Genomic DNA, 18,465 nt, shown 5'->3' with positions numbered 1-18,465 from the left:
AGTCTTATGAAAAGGATCATCATAGGCCTCATGGCCTCCCTGGGCCTCGTGGCCAGCATCTCGTCCTGTAAGGGTTACTTCAACACCGAGCCTTCGAACTCCACTGGCACGGAGAAGGCGCTCAAGGAAGAAAGCCTCCTACAGCCCTCCCTCCGTGGTCTCTTTGACGGCCTCCAGGGAGGAAGATCCAGCACCTCATACTACGGTCAATCCTTCACCATCATAGGGGATGTACGAGGGGATGATATGCAGTGCCCCACCGTAGGCTCCCGCGGGAATAATTACTACAAGATGGACTATACCCGTAGCAATATCACGGGGCCTTGGTTCAAGATCTACAATACGATCCGTCGCGCTAACCGCCTCCTGCAGATGTGCGAAAAGCTCTCTCAGGGAGCTTCAGCCAGCCTGCAGAAGGAGATCGCCAACGCCAAGGCACAAGCTCAGGCCGTACGTGCACTCTGCTACTTCGACCTCTGCCGTGTCTACGCTACGCCCTATCCCTACTCCAATGATGGGGCTGCGCTGGGTGTTCCCCTCATCGAGGGTATCCCCGACAATGCTGCTACGCCAGGTCGTAACACCCTCAAGGAATGCTATGACTTCATCATCAAGAACCTCACGGAGGCTATCTCCAGCAATGCCCTTGAGGATACCAGCTATGGCTACATCAGCAAGTCTGCAGCTAAGGCACTTCTAGCTCGCGTGTACCTCTACAAGGGAGACACCGAGGGCAATACGAAGGCACTCAGCCTGAGCAAGGAAGTCATCGACAGCCATCTCTATGAGCTCGCTACCGATGTCACGACCTACAAGCAGGTCTGGAGCGAAGCCAGCTCGAAGGAAATGATCTTCTCGATCGTGAACTTCGACTCTAAGGACTGGGCCGACCGCGAAGGGCTTGCCTACGTGCTCCACGTCAATGGGTATTACAACGCCTTCATCACGAAGAAGTTCTACGAAGAGATGAAGGAAGACGACAACGATATCCGCTGGAATGTCCTCTGGGCAAGCACAGGCACGAAGGCTGAAGGGGTCGTAAAGAATCTCCCTGACGCTACGCCTGACATGAAGATGTTCATCGGGAAGTACCCTGGTAAGGCAGCCCTCAAGGATATGCGTACCAACGACATCCCCGTCATCCGTCTGGCTGAAGTCTATCTGAATGCTGCTGAAGCTGCCTTCAAGCTCGGCGATACATCTACCGCCCTGAATTACCTCAACGTCATCGTCAAGCGTGCTAACCCCGCCAAGAGCGTCGCTGCAGGCGACCTCACCCTCGCTCGCATCCTCAAGGAGCGTAGTAAGGAACTCGTCGGTGAAGGCCACCGCTTCTATGACCTGATGCGTAATGGTCAGACTTGCGAACGCTTCTACAAGGGTCTTGTCGGCTGGCACGGTGCGCTGATCAACGAAGCTCGCACCTTCGACCACACGTACTTCCGCACGATCCTCCCCATCCCCGAGAGCGAAATCAATGCGAACGCTACGCTGGGCAAGCAGCAGAACCCTGGTTACTAAGCCTCTTAGAGGGTGGGCACTGCCCACCGCTCTGAAGTAACCCCACTATAGCATCCCCCCCCGTCACTCGAATAGAGGAGGCGGGGGGAGATGCCGTTTTTAGAGAAGAGCAAAGCTCCCGAAAGAGAAGGTGCGCAAAGCTATATTGGTCGCTGGGTGAACCTATATAGGTACGCGCTCTGACCTATATAGGTCGCCATCACGAGCAATATAGATTCACCCGCCGACCTATATAGGTTGGTACTACCCTCTACGACGGGGAGCATCACCGCCTCAGGGGCAAGCCCATCAAATCCCACATAGGAAGAGTGTAAATACCCTGCAGGAAGTGCGACTTCCCCCCGAAGGTGCATTTCCCTCTATAGCCCTAAAAAGTGTATCTTTGCGATTAATAAATTGGCGATAGTAGACGTGCCCAAGATCGTAGATAAGTATATCCTCCGGACTTTCATCCCGCTCTTCGTGATGAGCTTCGCCGTGTGCTGGTTCATCGTGGTGATGCAGTTCCTCTGGCGCTACATCGATGAGCTGGTCGGCAAGGGGTTGAGTGGCTTCATGCTGCTAAAGATTATCTTCTATGCAGCCCTCTCCTTCATCCCCATGTCGCTCCCGCTGGGTATCCTGCTGGCGTCGCTGATGACGCTGGGCAATCTGGGTGAGCGCCTTGAGCTCCTTGCGCTGAAAGCCTCGGGTATCCGCCTCTACCGCATCATCCGCCCCATCATGCTCCTCGTCGTGGCGATGGCATGCGGGCTCTTCTACTTCCAAAACGATCTGATGATCCGTGCCCAGGTCCGCATGTGGACCCTGGTCATCACAGCCAAGTATGCAGCCCCCGAGATGGAGATCACCCCGGGGGTATTCTATACTGGTATCCCAGGCTACAGCCTCTACGCCAAGAGCCGCGATGCGAGCACGGGGCTGATGCACCGTATGATGGTCTACGACATGAGCCGTGGCTACCTCAATCCGCGCATCATCCGTGCCGACTCAGGCCGTCTGGTGATGGACAAGAGTAAGAAGTTCCTCGTCCTCAAGCTCTATCAAGGTCAGAGCTTTGAGAACATCCAGACGCAGAGCTACAATACCGCCAGCGAGCCTGTCCCCTACATGCTCCCTCACTTTGACTACAGTGAGACCTTCATCCCCTTCGATGCCAATATCAAGATGCAGGACGAGGGAGAGCTCAGCTCCATGTACGTCGGGAAGAATCTTCATCAGCTGCAGGTATCCATTGACTCCATCCGCCCCATCCTCGATAGCACGCGCAATAGCTACGCTCGCATCGTGCAGTCCGACCTCTTGACCAGCCACTACGGCTTCTCTCCCTATGCCTACGAGGACACCACGGTCTTCGCCCGCCAGCAGGAGCGTATCGCTACCCTCGTGAAAGAGACCAGCGGAGTGAAGCCGGAGGAAGCCAAGGCATCACTCACACTCACTGCACAAGACAGCTTGGAGGCTATCGGCTCCGCCCTCGACAAGGCGAAGCGTATCACGGAGGAAGCCCAGATCTATACGGGTACGGACGACACAGAGTTCTATCACTACCGCACCTTCCATCAGGAGTGGCATCGCAAGTTCACCTTCCCCGTCTCCTGTATCATCTTCGCTCTCATCGGCGCCAGCCTCGGCGCCATCGTACGCCGTGGGGGGATCGGGATGCCTATCATCATCTCCATCTTCTTCTTCGTCGTCTACTTCATCATCGACTCCTTCGGCACGAACATGCTACGCAGCGAGTCGATACCTATCTGGCTGGGGATGTGGCTGAGTAACATCCTCCTCTTCCCCGTCGGGATATTCCTCGCATACAAGGCGAACCAAGACTCTTCGGCGCTCAACGTCGAGGCCTACGTGATCTTCTTCCGCAAGCTCTTCGGCTTCCGCGGGGTCCGTAAGGTCGAGTATCAAGAGCTCATCATCGAAGAAGCCGACTATGAGGCTGGTGCCGTCGCTGTGGCACAAGCCATCGCGCATACTGATGCCCTCCTCCGCAGCCCTATGCTCTCAGGACGTATCTGGCAGATCTGGAGCCACGGAGCCGAGCAGCAGGCATTGGCAGCCCTCAGCGAAGAGCTCGACGCTATCACCGAGAGCCTGCGCCACACGCCCTCACGACTCTTGGTCAGCAAGCTCTGCGACCTCCCTCTCCTGCCCACACGCCTCTCGCCCTTCCTCCCAGAGGAGCCGCGCTGGGGCCGTATCCTTGGGGCTATCCTCCCCATATCTCTTCCGTCTGGACTCTTCCTCTCGCGAGTACGCACCCACCTCAAGGCTGACCTTCGCACGACACGCACGGTGCTCACGCAGATCGCCGAAGAAGTCGCTGTAGCCGCTAAGGGAGTCCATCGCTCCGCCCCCGAATTATCCACTACACAGTCTACCGATCCAGACTCCTGGGAGGTAGCTATACACACACAAGATCTATGAGCGAAATCAAGCTAAACACCATCGAGGAAGCCCTCGAAGACTTCCGCCGTGGTGAATTCCTTATCGTCGTCGACGATGAGGACCGCGAGAACGAAGGCGACTTCATCATCGCCGCTGAAAAGGTTACCCCCGAGAAGGTGAACTTCATGATGCGCTACGGCCGTGGTGTCCTCTGCGCACCTATCACTGAAGACCGTGCCCGTGAACTCGAGCTCGAGATGCAGGTACCCAACAATACCTCCGTCCACGAGACCCCATTCACCGTCACCGTCGACCGACTCGGCAATGGCTGCACCACCGGTGTATCGATGTATGACCGTGCCCAGACGATCCTCGCCTTAGCTGACCCCAATATCACCCCAGGCGATCTGGCCCGTCCTGGTCACGTCTGCCCACTGCGTGCTCGCAACAAGGGTGTCCTGCGCCGTGCGGGGCATACCGAAGCGGCCGTTGACCTGGCCCGTCTGGCTGGCCTGCAGCCTGTAGCCGCACTCATCGAGATCATCAACGAGGATGGTACGATGGCTCGCCTTCCCCAGCTGTGGGAGGTCGCTCAGCGCTTCGGCCTGAAGATCATCACCATCAAGGATCTCATCGCCTACCGCCTCCGCACGGAGAGCATCGTAGAGCGTGGTGAAGAGGTCGCCATGCCCACGCAGTGGGGCGACTTCCGCCTCATCCCCTTCAAGCAGAAGAGCAATGGTCTCGAGCACATCGCGCTGATCAAGGGTGACGTCGCTAACGGCCAGCCCGTCCTCGTACGCGTACACTCCAGCTGTGCCACGGGCGACATCTTCGGCTCGATGCGCTGCGAGTGTGGCGAGCAGCTGCACAAGGCTATGGAGCTCATCGAGAAGGAAGGTCGTGGCGTCGTCGTCTACCTCAATCAGGAAGGCCGTGGCATCGGTCTTATGGAGAAGATCCGCGCCTACAAGCTTCAGGAAGAGGGCTTAGACACCGTCGATGCGAACCTCCACCTCGGTCACCAGGCTGACGAACGTGACTACGGCGTCGGCGCTCAGATCCTCCAGCAGCTCGGCATCCAGCAGATGCGCCTACTCTCCAACAACCCCATCAAGCGCGTCGGCCTCGAAGGCTACGGCCTCGAAGTCGTCGAGACGCTTCCTCTGGAGATCCAGCCCAATGAGCATAACGCCTTCTACATGCAGACGAAGAAGGATCGCATGGGCCACGTCCTCCCCCACCTCAACAAGTAATCACCCACTTCATCCATATAGCTTATGGCAATATTCGTCAACGAAGTCTCCCGCACTTTCGGGGAGTACCTCCTTATCCCAGGGCTCACGACACGTCAGTGCACCCCACAGAACGTCTCTCTGACCACGCCACTGGTCCGCTTCGCTCGTGGCCAGGAGCCCCGCATCAGCCTCAATATCCCCTTCGTCTCGGCGATCATGCAGTCGGTCTCCAACGATACGCTGGCCATCGAGCTGGCTCGCAATGGCGGGCTCTCCTTCATCTACGGCTCGCAGCCCATCGCTGAGCAGGCTGAGATGGTACGCCGCGTGAAGAAGTTTAAGGCAGGCTTCGTATCGAGCGACTCCAACATCCGCCCCGACGCTACGCTGCGTGATGTCCTCACTCTGCGTGCCCGCATGGGTCACTCGACGATCGGTGTCACCAAAGACGGCTCGCCCAACGGTCGTCTGCTCGGTATCGTCACCAGCCGTGACTACCGCATCGGTACCACGCCCGAGGATACCCTCGTCAAGGACTTCATGACCCCCTTCTCTAAGCTCAAGGTCGGTCGCCTCGGCATCTCCCTCAAGGAAGCCAACAACATCATCTGGGAGCACAAGCTCAATACCCTGCCTATCATCGATGAGAACGACAACCTCGTCTACCTCGTCTTCCGCAAGGACTACGATGCGCATAAGGACAATCCCGTCGAGCTCTCCAACAAGGCTACGAAGGAGCTCCTCGTAGGTGCTGGTATCAACACCCGCGACTACGCTGAGCGTGTCCCCGCCCTCGTCGAAGCTGGCGCAGACGTCCTCTGTATCGACTCCTCTGACGGCTACTCTGAGTGGCAGTACGATACCCTCCGCTGGATCCGCGAGAAGTACGGCGACAAGGTCCTCGTCGGCGCTGGCAACGTCGTCGACGAAGAGGGCTTCCGCTACCTCGCTGAGGCTGGTGCAGACTTCATCAAGGTCGGTATCGGTGGTGGCTCCATCTGTATCACTCGTGAGCAGAAGGGTATCGGTCGCGGTCAGGCTACGGCGATCATCGATGTCGCTCAGGCTCGTGACAAGTACTTCGAGGAGACGGGTATCTACGTCCCCATCTGTAGCGACGGCGGTCTGGTACACGACTACCACATGACGCTGGCTATCGCTATGGGTGCCGACTTCCTCATGATGGGTCGCTACTTCGCTCGCTTCGACGAGTCACCCACGCGCAAGCTCAAGATCGGCAACAACATCGTCAAGGAATACTGGGGCGAAGGCTCGAACCGCGCTCAGAACTGGCAGCGCTACGACAGCGGTGGTAGCGAAGCTCTGAAGTTCGAAGAAGGTGTCGACAGCTACGTCCCCTACGCTGGTAAGCTCAAGGACAACCTCGCACAGACCCTCGGCAAGATGAAGGCCACGATGTGCAGCTGCGGTGCTATCACCCTGCCCGAGCTCCAGCAGAAGGCTAAGATCACCCTCGTCTCCAGCACCTCCATCGTCGAAGGGGGCGCGCATGATGTGATCCTCAAGGATCGCGGATGATCACCCTACTCGGACCTACCGCATCGGGCAAGACTGCCCTGGCCGTCCGTCTAGCGCATAGACTTGGCTCAGAGATCCTCAGTGCGGACTCGCGCCAAGTCTATCGCGGTATGGACGTCGGCACCGGCAAGGACCTCTCCGAGTACACCTATGAGGGGACGACCATCCCCTACCACCTCATCAACATCGTCCCTGCCGGGACGAAGTACAACCTCTTCGCATGGCAGCACGCCTTCCACGAGGCGTATGCTGCCATCCGCGAGCGAGGCATCCAGCACCCCATCCTCTGTGGCGGCACAGGGCTCTATGCCGAAGCCGTCCTCCGAGGCTATCATCTACCCGACGTAGCACCCAATCCAGTGCTACGAGAGAGCCTACAAGGGCTTTCGCTCGCCTCTCTCCGTGAGCGTCTTACCTCCTACGGCCCCCTGCACAATGATACGGACCTCGACTCGCCCCAGCGCGCTATCCGTGCTATCGAGATCGCGGACTATATCCAGCGGGAGCACCTCGCAGGAGCTGACCACACCGAGTACGAGCCCATAGAGAGCCTCATCCTCTGCATCACCCTTCCCCGTGAGGAGCGCAGGGCGCGCATCACCGCACGCCTCCGTCAGCGCCTTGACGAAGGCGATCTCATCGGGGAGGTCCAGCGCCTCATCGATTCGGGTATCGCACCCGAAGACCTCATCTACTACGGGCTGGAGTATAAGTTCGTCACGCAGCACCTCCTCGGAGAGCTGACCCGCGACGAGCTCTTTACCGCCTTAGAGACGGCCATCCATCAGTTCGCCAAGCGACAGATGACGTGGTTCAGAGGCATGGAGCGCCGAGGCTTCACCCTTCACTATATCGACGGACTACTGCCCCGTGAGGAGCAGCTCAGCCAGGCCTTAGAGTACCTCGAGGCATGGGAGCAGAAGTAGCCCGTCCCATTCTCCCTACTGCATTATGATCCAGTATAAAGACCTTACCGCTGGCCCCAACTTCTTCCTCATGGCTGGCCCATGCGCTATCGAAGACGAGGACACACCCCTCTTCATCGCTGAGCGCATCGTCGAGATGACCACCCGCCTCGGGATCCCCTATATCTTCAAGGGTTCCTACCGCAAGGCCAACCGCTCGCGTGTCGACAGCTTCACGGGCATCGGCGACGAGAAGGCACTGCGCATCCTACGCCGTGTACGGGAGACCTTTGACATCCCCGTCGTCACCGACATCCATGAGACGCAGGAGGCTGCACTCGCTGCCGAGTACGTAGACGTACTGCAGATCCCCGCCTTCCTCTGCCGTCAGACCGATCTCATCGCTGCGGCAGCACGCACGGGCAAGATCGTGAACATCAAGAAGGGGCAGTTCCTCTCTGCCTCGGGTATGGAGCACGCCGCACGCAAGGTCACCGAGTGTGGCAACGACCAAGTCATCCTCACCGAGCGTGGCAATAGCTTCGGCTACTCCGATCTCGTCGTGGACTTCACGAATATCCCCGCCATGCGCTCCACGGGCTTCCCTGCCGTGATGGACGTCACCCACTCACTCCAGCGCCCCAACCAAGCCAGCGGTGTCACCGGTGGCAAGCCTGCGCTCATCGAAACGATCGCTAAGGCCGCCATCGCGGTCGGTGCTGATGGACTCTTCTTCGAGACGCACCCCGATCCCGCCTCCGCTAAGAGCGACGGGGCTAACATGCTCCCTCTTGACCTCTTTGAAGGCCTGCTGGAGCGCCTTGTCCGTCTACGTGCCGCCCTATGAAGCAGCTCCGCGTCCTCCTCTTCACCGCGCTACTCCTCGTCTCCTCGCTCGCACTGAGTGCTCAGACGACGAAGTATGCCGCCATCATCAAGGCTCTCGGACAGACCGAGCTCTTGGACGAAGACCGCCGTACTCAGCTGGCGACGCTCCTCGCACAAGACTCTGCGCTCAGCCTCCCCTTGGAGCTTGACCTCGGCGCTAAGCTCCTCGCGGTCTCAGAGCATAGCCTTCGCCTGCAGACCAGCCCGGTAGGTACGGCAGAGCTGCGCCTCCTTCCGCTCGCCAGCGGTCAGGGTCCGCTCACAGCACTCATCGAGACCGTCAGCTCTCCGCAAGTCGATGCCCGCATCTCTTTCCTCAGCGCAAGTGGCGAAGCCCTTCCGTCTACGACACTCCTTCGCCTTCCCAGCTCGGAAGACTTCCTCCGCGGCCTCCAGCTCCCTATGAGCACGGCCAGCGATCGCCTGCGTGAGCTGCTCTATCCGCTACACTATGAGCTCAGCTGGGCACAGGGCACATCTGCCCCCACCCTCATCGTCCGCCCCACCCTGCTACTCTCGGAGGAGGACAAGCAAAGCGACGAGCTCAAGGCCCTTATCGCCCAGCTCCCCGCACTCACCACGACTTGGGGCGGTCAGTCCTTCGCCCCCTTTGTACGCGCCACAAACCCCTAAGCATAAATGAAAGTCAAGCACGTCATCATCGCCGCCTCGGCAGTCATCATCGCTCTGGTCGCAGCGTTCTACTTCGTCCTGCGCAATGAGCGCGCCCAGCTCCAGGAGGAGAAGGACCTCTTCGCCAGCGAGCAGAAGGAGATTATGCAGGAGGAGCTGCAGAAGCTCGCCTCCGAGTACGACATCCAGTATCAGAAGCTCTCTCAGGGTATGGGCGAGCAGAAAATCTCCCTGGCTACCGACTCACTCATCAGCCAGCTCCTCTCCGAGCGTGCTAAGGTCGAGCAGCTGCAGAAGGAGCTCAAGAGCAACAAGGCCACCAGCGCCAAGCGCATCGGCCAGCTCACCCAAGAGATATCTACCCTGCGCAATGTCCTCAAGAACTACGTCATACAGATCGACTCCCTTCAGTCGGCCAACGACCGCCTGCGTCAGGAGAATAGTGAGGTACGCGCCAGCTATGCCCGTGCGACCAATGAGGCGCAGCAGCTCTCCAACGAGAAGGCACAGCTCTCCGACCGTGTGAAGCTCGCTGCGAAGCTCGATGCTACGCGCATCTCCATCACGCCCATGGACAAGCGTGGCAAGCTCAGCAAGAAGCTCGAGAAGGCGGTAAACATCCAGATCCACTTCACCGTAGCGAAGAACGTCACCGCTGCCGTCGGGGAGAAGACCTTCTACTGCCGCATCACGCAGCCCAACGAGGAGCTTCTCGTCAAGCCTGGGGCAGGTACCTTCCCCTTCGAAGGCAAGCAGATCCCCTATTCGATTCGTCGCGAGATCGAGTACAACGGCGAAGACACCGCAGTCACGATGTATTGGCCCGTCGAAGAGAGCCTGCAGAGTGGCACCTACCGCGTCAAGCTCTTCGCCGATGGCAACCTCATCGGTCAAGCCTCCTTCACGCTGTAACTCGCACCCTACCCCATTCCCCCAATAAAGCTCGAGGGGCAGGAGATACGCATCTCCTGCCCCTCGGCTTTTTAGCTCCTCTTCAAGAGCTCTATCCCCACACTAATACGCCCCCTTAAAAGAGAGCGATACGGATAGGCGGCATGAACCTATATTGGTCACTGACTCGACCTATATTGGTCAATGTGCAAACCTATATAGCTTGCGTTTGCGACCTATATAGCTCCACCCAGCGACCAATATAGGTCTATCTTACCTTCCCCTATGACATGGTATGGGAAGGACGCCGATGTCGTTCCTCTCCCCAGCATGGGGAAGCGAACGCTCCCAAGGAGGGAAATGAATTTTCCATACTTGGAATCGTCTACTTTCCTCCGCTGGGAAATCCCGACAAGAGCACGGGGTGAGCCAGCACCATCACAGCGGAGACTCGTCCCTCTTATAGGCGCCCTGTGCGCACCAATATAAGATGGTATTTCGACCAATAGTGGTTCGTGCTCGGACCAGTAGTGGTCACGACGCAAAGCAGTACTGGTTACTACTGCTAACCACTACTAGTTCACTCGCTGACCAATACTGGTCCGATTTTCCACCTCCTACAGCATTGGATTTGAATAGCGCTTATTCACTCTGACAGAGCAAATAAAAGGCATCGGCCTTCCCCCATTGCGGAGGAAGGCCGAGGCGCATAAAGATATAGACGAGTGGCACTTAGTTCACGACCATCTCATCCAGAGGAGTACCTGGAGTGTAGACCAAGGAGGTCTTCATATAGGAGTTAGGATCCTTAACCGAGCTCATCTCAACAGTGGGCTTACCAGCAGAATTCGTCCAGTACTTGAAGCGATAAGGCGATTTCTCAACCAGATAATCTATAATCGGAGAGAGTGCCTGCTGATGGAGATACCAGTCATAGCCAACACGAACGAATTTCTTCACCAACAGCTGATTCGGATCTCCCGTCACCGCAGCGAAGTCAAGATAATAGCTTGCCCAAGCCTGGCTAGTGGGAGCAAACACCTGGAAAGACACCTTTGTATCACCACCATCGGTACGCCCCATATAGGCAAACTCACTCAAGGTGGTTCCAGCCTGATACCAGCGATCTCGGGAGATCAGCCCAGGAATAGCCTCCTTACCTTCGCTGGCAGGTGTCCCATTGATGCTCGTAAGCACGTCAACAAAGTCCTTAGAAGCCCAACCTTCATAGAAGTACATCTTAATCTTTCCCTGAGTCAGATCATAGAAGGTCTCCTGGATATCCAGCTGCTGCGTCCCATCGGGAGCGAGCACCTTGTAGGCATCTCCCTCCTTCTTGACCTGAAGGCTGCGCAGTATTTCGGTACCGATCTGACCGACACGTTCGGCAGGCTTATCATCCATCACATCGTCAGGAGCGATGACGTTCACCCCCTCTGGCGTGAAGTAGATCGGCATCAGCTTCGACACCCCATCCACCGTGACATGGAGTTGGCGCGCCAGACCAAAGACGGAGATATTCGCTTCCTTACCACCGAGCTTCAGTGGAGAGAGGGCCTTACCATAGAGGGCATCACGTACGGCCTTGACCTTAGCGAGATATTCTTCTGGTTCTTCATCGAGGCGGGTCAAGACGAGCTTGTTCTTACTATAGATCCCAGTGAAAACAACCTGCTTACCATCAGGAGAAATACTCTCCAGACGAAGTTCGAAGTCCCCCTCTAAGCCCTGCAGGAGGGTGTAGTCAGGCGAAGCATAGCGACCGATACGACTATTCGACGAGTCGAAGGTCAGACGGACACCATCACTCTGAGAGAGCGTGTAGGTCGATCGTACGGCACCACCATCTTCGGAGGAAACATCTACCATCGTCTTATCATCGAACTTGAAGCAGAAATTGATCCCACCATACTGATAGCTACCAGGGATCATCACACCTCGCCAACCATGTGGGCTACTTCCCAACAGCTTATAGAGGGAGAGTATCTCGTCATCGAGTACTACCCCAGGGCGACCCATTCCTGTTGGTGCATCTTCGTAGAGCTGGCAGGAAGAGAAGAGCGAGAGAGCTGCAAAGGCCAATATATAATAGAGTCTCATAGTCTTACTTAGTTGCTGGGATAGTAGAATAGTAGGAAGCAGGGAGGCGAGAGAAGTCAGCCTTCGTATACTCATTGTAGGCATCCCATTTATCTGCAGCTGTATACTTAGGATCTGCCGTCAAGACAGACATACGGCGCTGGGCTTCAGCTCGGATGACTTCTATATCGATATGGAACTCACTAAGCATATACTCCTTGATGATCGCAATCTTTTTCTCGATGAGCTGACGCCCATTGAGCGGATTATCTGCAGGGTATCGACCAGTAGCTGCCTCCTGCATCTTAGCTTCCCATTCCTCTGGCTGGAAGACGATGTACCAGCCGAAGAGCTCAGCAAAGTCTTCTGCAGCACTCTTGCTGGCGTAGTCGGAGATAAAGCCGGCATGCAGACTGGAGATATTCTTCAGATACCAGAAGCTGAAGGCATCATCCTGCTTGTACTGAGCGAGCGTCAGCTTAGCATACTCTGGTGGGACGGGATGCTCTTCATCAAGAGTATGCGCGGACTCGTGGTAGAGCGTCTGAATGTAGTTGTCACGAGCATTCAGATACTCATACCTGAAGCCATCCCAAGAAGAATAGTTACTGAAGTCAGGGATTGAGAGGTTGTTGATGTTATAGACCTGGATCCATCCGTTAGGAGCTTCCCCAAGGAGGTTCTGCGTCGGACCAAAGCCACGTGTTCCGAAGAGGACGAGGAGCTTGATCGTATACTTCTCAGTGAACCCCTTCGGAGCGACCTTATCGTAGACATCGAAGAAGGTATAGCGCATGAGGTTGACGTAGTTCAGCGCCTTCATCTCATCCGTTGGTCCGAGCTTATACTGATTGCTTGCAAAGCGGTCTTCGTAGCGGTAGCGGATATTGACATTGTACTTCGCAGCGAAGTAATCCTCAATATAGCGCTCCACCTCCGTCATACGACTACGGTCGCGTGCCAAAAAGAGCGTACGAGAGGGGTCGATCTCATCGGTATCGGAGGCACACCCCGATACGATAGAGCCCAAAGTGAGGAGAGCTAAGGGGGCGATGAGTAGCTTCTTTATGATATTCATAGCCATATTATGTTAGCGAGGATTCTGTTTGATTTTACCCGTGACAGCCTGCTCAGGGAGGAAGATGGCCTGGCGAAGGTCGTTGCCCTTGAGGATGCCGTCATCCTTCACCTCATAGGTGCCAGCACCTAAGTCGGTCTTCCGCCAGTGGTAGACGGTGATACCATAGCGCTTGATATCCTGCCAGCGCAATCCTTCGTGCAGGGAGAGTACACGGCGGCATTGTAGTACGTACTGCAGGAGGATCTCGGCACGCGTCCCTTCGGTGATCTTCGAGCCGTCGTGGAGGGTGAAGTGTGCCCCCGTGATGTGCTTCTTAGGCGACATAGTCGTCTTGTCCGCATAGGGGAGCTTATCATAATAAGCCTTGAGTTCGGCCTCGGTGAAAGTACGCTTAGCGACAGACTTACGCAGGTAGACATCCGTCCAGGCATTGAGGTCACGGAGCGCAGCTTCATAATCCCCCAGGCGCACTTCGGCTTCGGCTCTGTTGATCAAGAGCTCATCCGTGGTCAGCAATACTTCCTTGGTGCGACCATTTCCCAGATCAGGCATCTTAGGCTGGTAGACCTTGTCGGTATATACCTTGTTGAAGATATAGGGCGAGAAGTTGTATTCGTCATGCGCCCCTCCCTTGTTCCAGATGTTGGCCCAGAGGGTCTCTTCATCGGCGGTGCGATTCTGGTGTGCATAGCGCGTAGCAGTGAAGTACTCCCCAGAGGTCGTCAAAGAAGGATAGTTACTCTTGAGCGAGACGACCAAGAGATTGGCAGGCTCAGCGAGGCTCGAATAAGCTAAGGCCTTCGCATTGACATTCTCCGCATTGATATTAGCGAAGATACTTTCCCACTGGCGGAGGCGACTTTGAGGATCAGCACCGAGCACCTTGTCAGCGTACTCCTTAGCCTTCTCGGGCTTATTATAATAGAGGTAGAAGCGTGCAGCGAAGGCATAGGCTGCTTCGGGGGTGAAGTGGAAGCGCTTGACTTCTTCCTTGTAGTCCGCATACTTCTCCAAGAGGGGGATAGCTGCCAAGAGGTCTTGCTCGATCAGCTCATACGTCTCCTTGAGTGTGCCACGCGGGTAGTCTGGGAGTAGCGTCGTCACACGCTCCTTGACGTAAGGGATACCGAGGTTCGTAGCCCCTCCCTGACCATCGAAGTTGTAGGGGAGGCAGAAGACGTTCGCCAGCTGGAAGTGCGCCCAAGCACGTACGGCTAAGGCTTCTCCTCGAGAGGCCAGATTACGGGGGCCTTCGTCACCACTTTCCAGGATGAGGGTCAGCACCTCATTGGCCTGAGCGATGGGGTAATAGTATTGTTCCCACAGAGCTGCTGGTCCATCGTAGTCAGCGAAGCCACCCGTCTGAGAGATATCCTTCCACTGAAAAGCTTCGTCGAGGAAGCGGTCACGATAGGGATTACCCTCGATGTCCTCGTAGTTATTATCCGAAGCGAGCTCCGAGATATAAGCTACCGAAGACAATGGATATGAGTAGGTGAGGAAGCGACTGATGAGGTAGGGGTTATTTCCATCGACATATCGGGGGTTGGGATTTTCGTCGAGGAATTTATTGCAGGAGGTCATCGTCAGTGCAAGCGTAGCCAGCGCAAAGACTCCCTTGATAATAGACTTCTTCATATTCATAATGATTGAGGGGAAGACTACAGCCCAAGCGTACAGGTGAAGATGTAAGAGTGAGGCGAATGCCCATAGGGCAGTGCTCCATTGAACTTCTTATCAGCGTAGATAAGGAAGACGTTAGAGGCCTGCAGCTTGAGGTTCAGAGACGAGAGGCTGAGCTTACGTGCGAAGGACTGAGGCACCGCATAGCTGAGCGATATATCACGGAGCTGGACGTAGTCCATCTTGGCGATACGTACATCCGAATTGTTGTAGTAGGTGTACGCTTCGGACAGGTACTTATTGTTCTGACGAGCGTTGTCGTTAGCGATAGCAGGGACATTGGTACGCTCTTCATCCCCTGGACGTACCCAGCGACGATTAAATTCCTTACCGAGTACCGAGTAGTCATTGTAGCTCGTAGCGAACTGCGCAGGGAGACGCTTCACAGCCCCGAAGGAATAGACGAGGTAGACCCCTAAGCTAACGTTCTTGATACGGAAGGAGTTGCTCAGCCCACCGAGGTCAGTTGGTCGGGTCGTCCCTGAGTAAAGCAGATAGCTGATCTGATCATCATCGGTAGCAGACCACGAGACCTGACCACCACCCTTGAGCGAAGTGATGCGACGACCATCAGCGAGCGTCTCTCCACCATTAGGATAGAAGAAGTGAGGGAAGCCATCTCCATCGAGCTTATAGAAGGGGATAGAGAAGATCGATCCCAGAGGATAGCCGAGACGAGCAGCCCCCGAAGAGGAGGTCAGTGCCGTGACATCAGGGCGTGTATTGAGCTTAGTTACCTTGTTCGTGCTATGCGAATAGGTCAAGGTCGTCGACCAGGAGAAGTTCTTCGTGTGAATATTCTGCGTCGTCAAGGAGACTTCTGCCCCCTTAGCCGTCATCGCAGCTGCGTTCCCATAGACATCGTTAACGAAGCCGCCCGTACCCTGAGGGCGTACGATATCGATCAGGTCACGCCCCTCACGACTGAAGAGGGTGACCGAAGCATTAATGCGATCCCAAAGGCCGAAGTCAATGCTCCAGTTCAGCTCGTACATCTTCTCATAGGTGAGGTCGTGGTTAGCTGGCTCATAGATGTACAGCCCGGGCTCGATCAGGTCGGCATCGCCCAGGAAGGGTTCCAGGGTGAGCAGACGAGCATATGAGTTGTGCACATAGGGCACCGTCCCCGACATCCCATAGGAGATACTCGTCGAGAGCGAGGAGAGTGGCTTGAGGTTTGCGAAGAAGCCTTCGCTCGAGATATCCCAAGAGAGACCAGCATTCCACGTAGGGATCCAGCGTACCAAGCGCGAACGACCGAACTGGTTCGTTCCTTCGACGCGGTAGGAGGCATTGGCCTTATAGCGCCCCAGGTAGGCATACTCGATATTTCCGACAGCGGAGACAGAGCGGTCTACCGTAGGGCTAATCTTATAGTACTGCAGATTCTGATTACGCAGATGTCTGAAGAGCAATGGAGAGTAGGTCGTCAGATAACCCAACTCGTAGTTGACCCCATAGGCATCATACCACTCGTTCATATTGTTCGAATCATAGAACTCGATCCCAGCCAGAGCCGAGAGGGTATGCTTGCCATCAGCAAACGAGTCGTTGTAGTTCGCCTTAGCCTGCAGGTCAAAGCGTTCGTAAGCATTCTCCTGCGTGGTACGTACGCCCCCATAAGGCATGACGATCTGAGGAAGTGCCGTAGGATCATCCAAGGGCTTATAGAGGTACGAGTTACCTGATCTGATGTAGGTCTTGCTGACATTACGATAGGCCTCAGCAGCATTCGAGCGCTCAGTGCGGTTGGTGACGCTGTACTGATTCTGGTAGCGGATACCGGCCAGCGTAGAGAAGCGAAGCTGACGAATAGGCTGCCAATCGAGGGTGGCTTGCAAGCGTATATCCCCCGTCTTGTAGTCCGTATAGTTATTCTTCAGCTCATGCTTGATATTGAAGGGCGTGTACTGATAGGCATAGTAGGTGTCGGGATCCATGGTACGCGTGGTGGTCTTAGCGTAGTCTAGAGCCTTGAAGTCCCCGTAGCCACGCTCCTTGAGGTAGGAAGCATTAGCGATGATGCCAAACGTCCAGTCCTTGTGCGGCTTGAAGTTGGCGTTGAGGTTGAAGTAATAGCTCTGAGAGTTCTGGAACTTGGACCATCCTGGATCGAAGGTAGCACCGAGCGAAGTGCGGTAGTTTGCCTTCTGGTTCCCCGATGCGAGGCTGATCGTATGCTCGTGTTTGATGCTGTGCTGGAAAAGCTCCTTGAACCAGTTGGTATTGCGACGCTCAGCTTCACGAAGGTATTGGCTACGATCCACATCGGTATTCTTGATCGTGTACTTACCATCTCGGTAATCATACATATGATCATACATATAGCCGTAGACCCCCCAGTGTCCTCTGGTAGTGACGTAGTCGGGGACCATACTCTTCCCTTGGTCCATTTCCTTGAAGATGGACATCTGATCTTGCGAATTGAGGATGTTGTAGTCGCGGTAGGAAGGGATGGCTCGATAGGTCAGCTGCGTCTGGTAGGTGAAGCTATTGATCCCTTGGTTAGCGCGACGCGTCTTGACGGAGATGACCCCACCAAGAGCACGCTGTCCATAGAGAGCCGTAGCCGACGCATCGGAGATGACACGGAAGCTCTCGATATCCTGCTCCGAAAGCCCTGGAAGCGATGCAGCGATGACGCGCTTAGCATCGGGGGAGTTCAAGTCAGAGACGTTGAAGTTCTTATCCTCCTTGTAGACGACACCATCGATGACCCACAGAGGGTAATAGGTACTCTTGACCGAGGTCGCCTGACGCATAGAGGCGACAGACGTGGTTTCCTTCTTCTCGGCCTCAGCTACAGGGAGCGTCACTTGCATAGGCTTGTCTGATACCAGCTGCTCTACCGTTTGCTTTCCCGAGAGCGTGAAGACAAGAATCGTCTTCTCTGCCACTCGAAGCGAGAAGGTACCATCCGAAGCTGTGGTTGTGCGCTTCGACTGATCCAGCTTGGTAGTCACAGCGACTCCGGCGAGGGGCTTTCCTTCGCTGTCGATGACTTTACCTTTGGCTTGGATGAGGTTCTGCGCACACACAGACATCGTGCCTAAGATCACGAGGATTAGGCTGACGAATAAACGACGTAATCGATTTAGCATAATCAAAGTTGATGCATTATTGTGTTAGTGCGAATTGCGGTAGCAAATATAGATAAAAAGCTATATAAAGAACCTTCGAAAATAGGTCCAACTTCCTAAGATTTTTAACGAACAAAACATTCCACCTACTCAGTCACTTCCATCACGTCATTCTGCCACATTTTGCCATAATTCGACCAGCGAAGAGGCACAAACTCCGTCAAAAAGCGACGGCATACTGATCGGAAAATTCTTCACTTTTTACCCAATTTTCCCGTCTCACACGCCTCCAAGAAAGCACGAAAGAGCGCAAGCTATCCACTACCCCTATATCTCAATGTATGAAACACATCGGGAGAGCGATAGATACATCAATAGGAGGATACTAAGCGGAGCTATAGTGTGCCCAAGAGAAAGCAATACAGGTTCGGCATACGAACCAATACTGGTCAGCGCACGAACCAATATAGACTGTTCCCGCGAGTCCTACCCTCTATTTAGAGCGCTAAGGCATCGCGCCCCCAGCTCCCCGA

At 55.5% G+C, this 18,465-nt stretch carries 12 protein-coding genes; 8 read left to right on the top strand and 4 right to left on the bottom strand.

What is annotated here, in order from left to right; genetic code table 11:
- Positions 1-6 precede the first annotated feature (6 nt).
- From HMPREF1121_RS05745 to HMPREF1121_RS05705, 8 genes are all read left to right on the top strand, one after another.
- Positions 7-1,521, top strand: a complete 1,515-nt coding sequence (locus HMPREF1121_RS05745) for a RagB/SusD family nutrient uptake outer membrane protein (protein WP_044115273.1) — start codon at positions 7-9, stop codon at positions 1,519-1,521.
- Positions 1,522-1,917: 396 nt separating this feature from the next.
- Positions 1,918-3,954: an LptF/LptG family permease gene (locus tag HMPREF1121_RS05735; RefSeq protein ID WP_232223744.1), complete on the top strand. Its 2,037-nt coding sequence runs from the start codon at positions 1,918-1,920 to the stop codon at positions 3,952-3,954.
- Complete coding sequence (locus HMPREF1121_RS05730) at positions 3,951-5,171, top strand: bifunctional 3,4-dihydroxy-2-butanone-4-phosphate synthase/GTP cyclohydrolase II (protein ID WP_044115269.1); 1,221 nt, start codon at positions 3,951-3,953, stop codon at positions 5,169-5,171. The genes HMPREF1121_RS05735 and HMPREF1121_RS05730 overlap by 4 nt, the downstream gene beginning before the upstream one ends.
- A gap of 24 nt (positions 5,172-5,195) precedes the next feature.
- On the top strand, positions 5,196-6,692 hold the full coding sequence (locus HMPREF1121_RS05725; protein ID WP_044115268.1) for an IMP dehydrogenase: 1,497 nt from the start codon (positions 5,196-5,198) through the stop codon (positions 6,690-6,692).
- Positions 6,689-7,618 (top strand): tRNA (adenosine(37)-N6)-dimethylallyltransferase, encoded by a 930-nt coding sequence (locus HMPREF1121_RS05720; protein ID WP_044115267.1) that lies wholly within the window; start codon positions 6,689-6,691, stop codon positions 7,616-7,618. The genes HMPREF1121_RS05725 and HMPREF1121_RS05720 overlap by 4 nt, the downstream gene beginning before the upstream one ends.
- 25 nt (positions 7,619-7,643) lie before the next feature.
- A complete protein-coding gene (gene kdsA / locus HMPREF1121_RS05715; RefSeq protein ID WP_044115265.1) occupies positions 7,644-8,444 on the top strand; it encodes a 3-deoxy-8-phosphooctulonate synthase in 801 nt (266 codons plus the stop codon).
- Positions 8,441-9,118: a DUF3256 family protein gene (locus HMPREF1121_RS05710; RefSeq protein ID WP_044115264.1), complete on the top strand. Its 678-nt coding sequence runs from the start codon at positions 8,441-8,443 to the stop codon at positions 9,116-9,118. Before kdsA ends, HMPREF1121_RS05710 begins: the two co-directional genes overlap by 4 nt.
- Before the next feature lie 6 nt (positions 9,119-9,124).
- The gene (locus HMPREF1121_RS05705; RefSeq protein WP_044115263.1) at positions 9,125-10,030 is read left to right on the top strand and encodes a hypothetical protein; all 906 of its coding nucleotides are present in this window, start codon (positions 9,125-9,127) and stop codon (positions 10,028-10,030) included.
- 711 nt (positions 10,031-10,741) lie between these two features.
- Here HMPREF1121_RS05705 and HMPREF1121_RS05700 read toward each other — a convergent pair.
- The 4 genes from HMPREF1121_RS05700 to HMPREF1121_RS05685 are packed head-to-tail and all read right to left on the bottom strand — an operon-like array spanning position 10,742 to position 17,953.
- On the bottom strand, positions 10,742-12,109 hold the full coding sequence (locus HMPREF1121_RS05700) for a DUF4302 domain-containing protein (RefSeq protein ID WP_198019166.1): 1,368 nt from the start codon (positions 12,107-12,109) through the stop codon (positions 10,742-10,744).
- A 4-nt stretch (positions 12,110-12,113) separates the two neighbouring features.
- The gene (locus HMPREF1121_RS05695) at positions 12,114-13,166 is read right to left on the bottom strand and encodes a substrate import-associated zinc metallohydrolase lipoprotein (protein ID WP_198019165.1); all 1,053 of its coding nucleotides are present in this window, start codon (positions 13,164-13,166) and stop codon (positions 12,114-12,116) included.
- Between the two features lie 12 nt (positions 13,167-13,178).
- Positions 13,179-14,807 (bottom strand): RagB/SusD family nutrient uptake outer membrane protein, encoded by a 1,629-nt coding sequence (locus tag HMPREF1121_RS05690; protein WP_198019164.1) that lies wholly within the window; start codon positions 14,805-14,807, stop codon positions 13,179-13,181.
- Between the two features lie 23 nt (positions 14,808-14,830).
- Positions 14,831-17,953, bottom strand: coding sequence for a TonB-dependent receptor domain-containing protein (locus tag HMPREF1121_RS05685; protein ID WP_044115261.1), 3,123 nt, complete (start codon positions 17,951-17,953; stop codon positions 14,831-14,833).
- Positions 17,954-18,465 lie beyond the last annotated feature (512 nt).

The organism is Porphyromonas sp. KLE 1280 (assembly GCF_000700805.1).
In the GTDB taxonomy this organism is placed as follows: domain Bacteria; phylum Bacteroidota; class Bacteroidia; order Bacteroidales; family Porphyromonadaceae; genus Porphyromonas; species Porphyromonas pasteri.
Note: the sequence above shows the minus strand (reverse complement) of the source record. Positions and strands in the feature narration are given on the sequence as shown.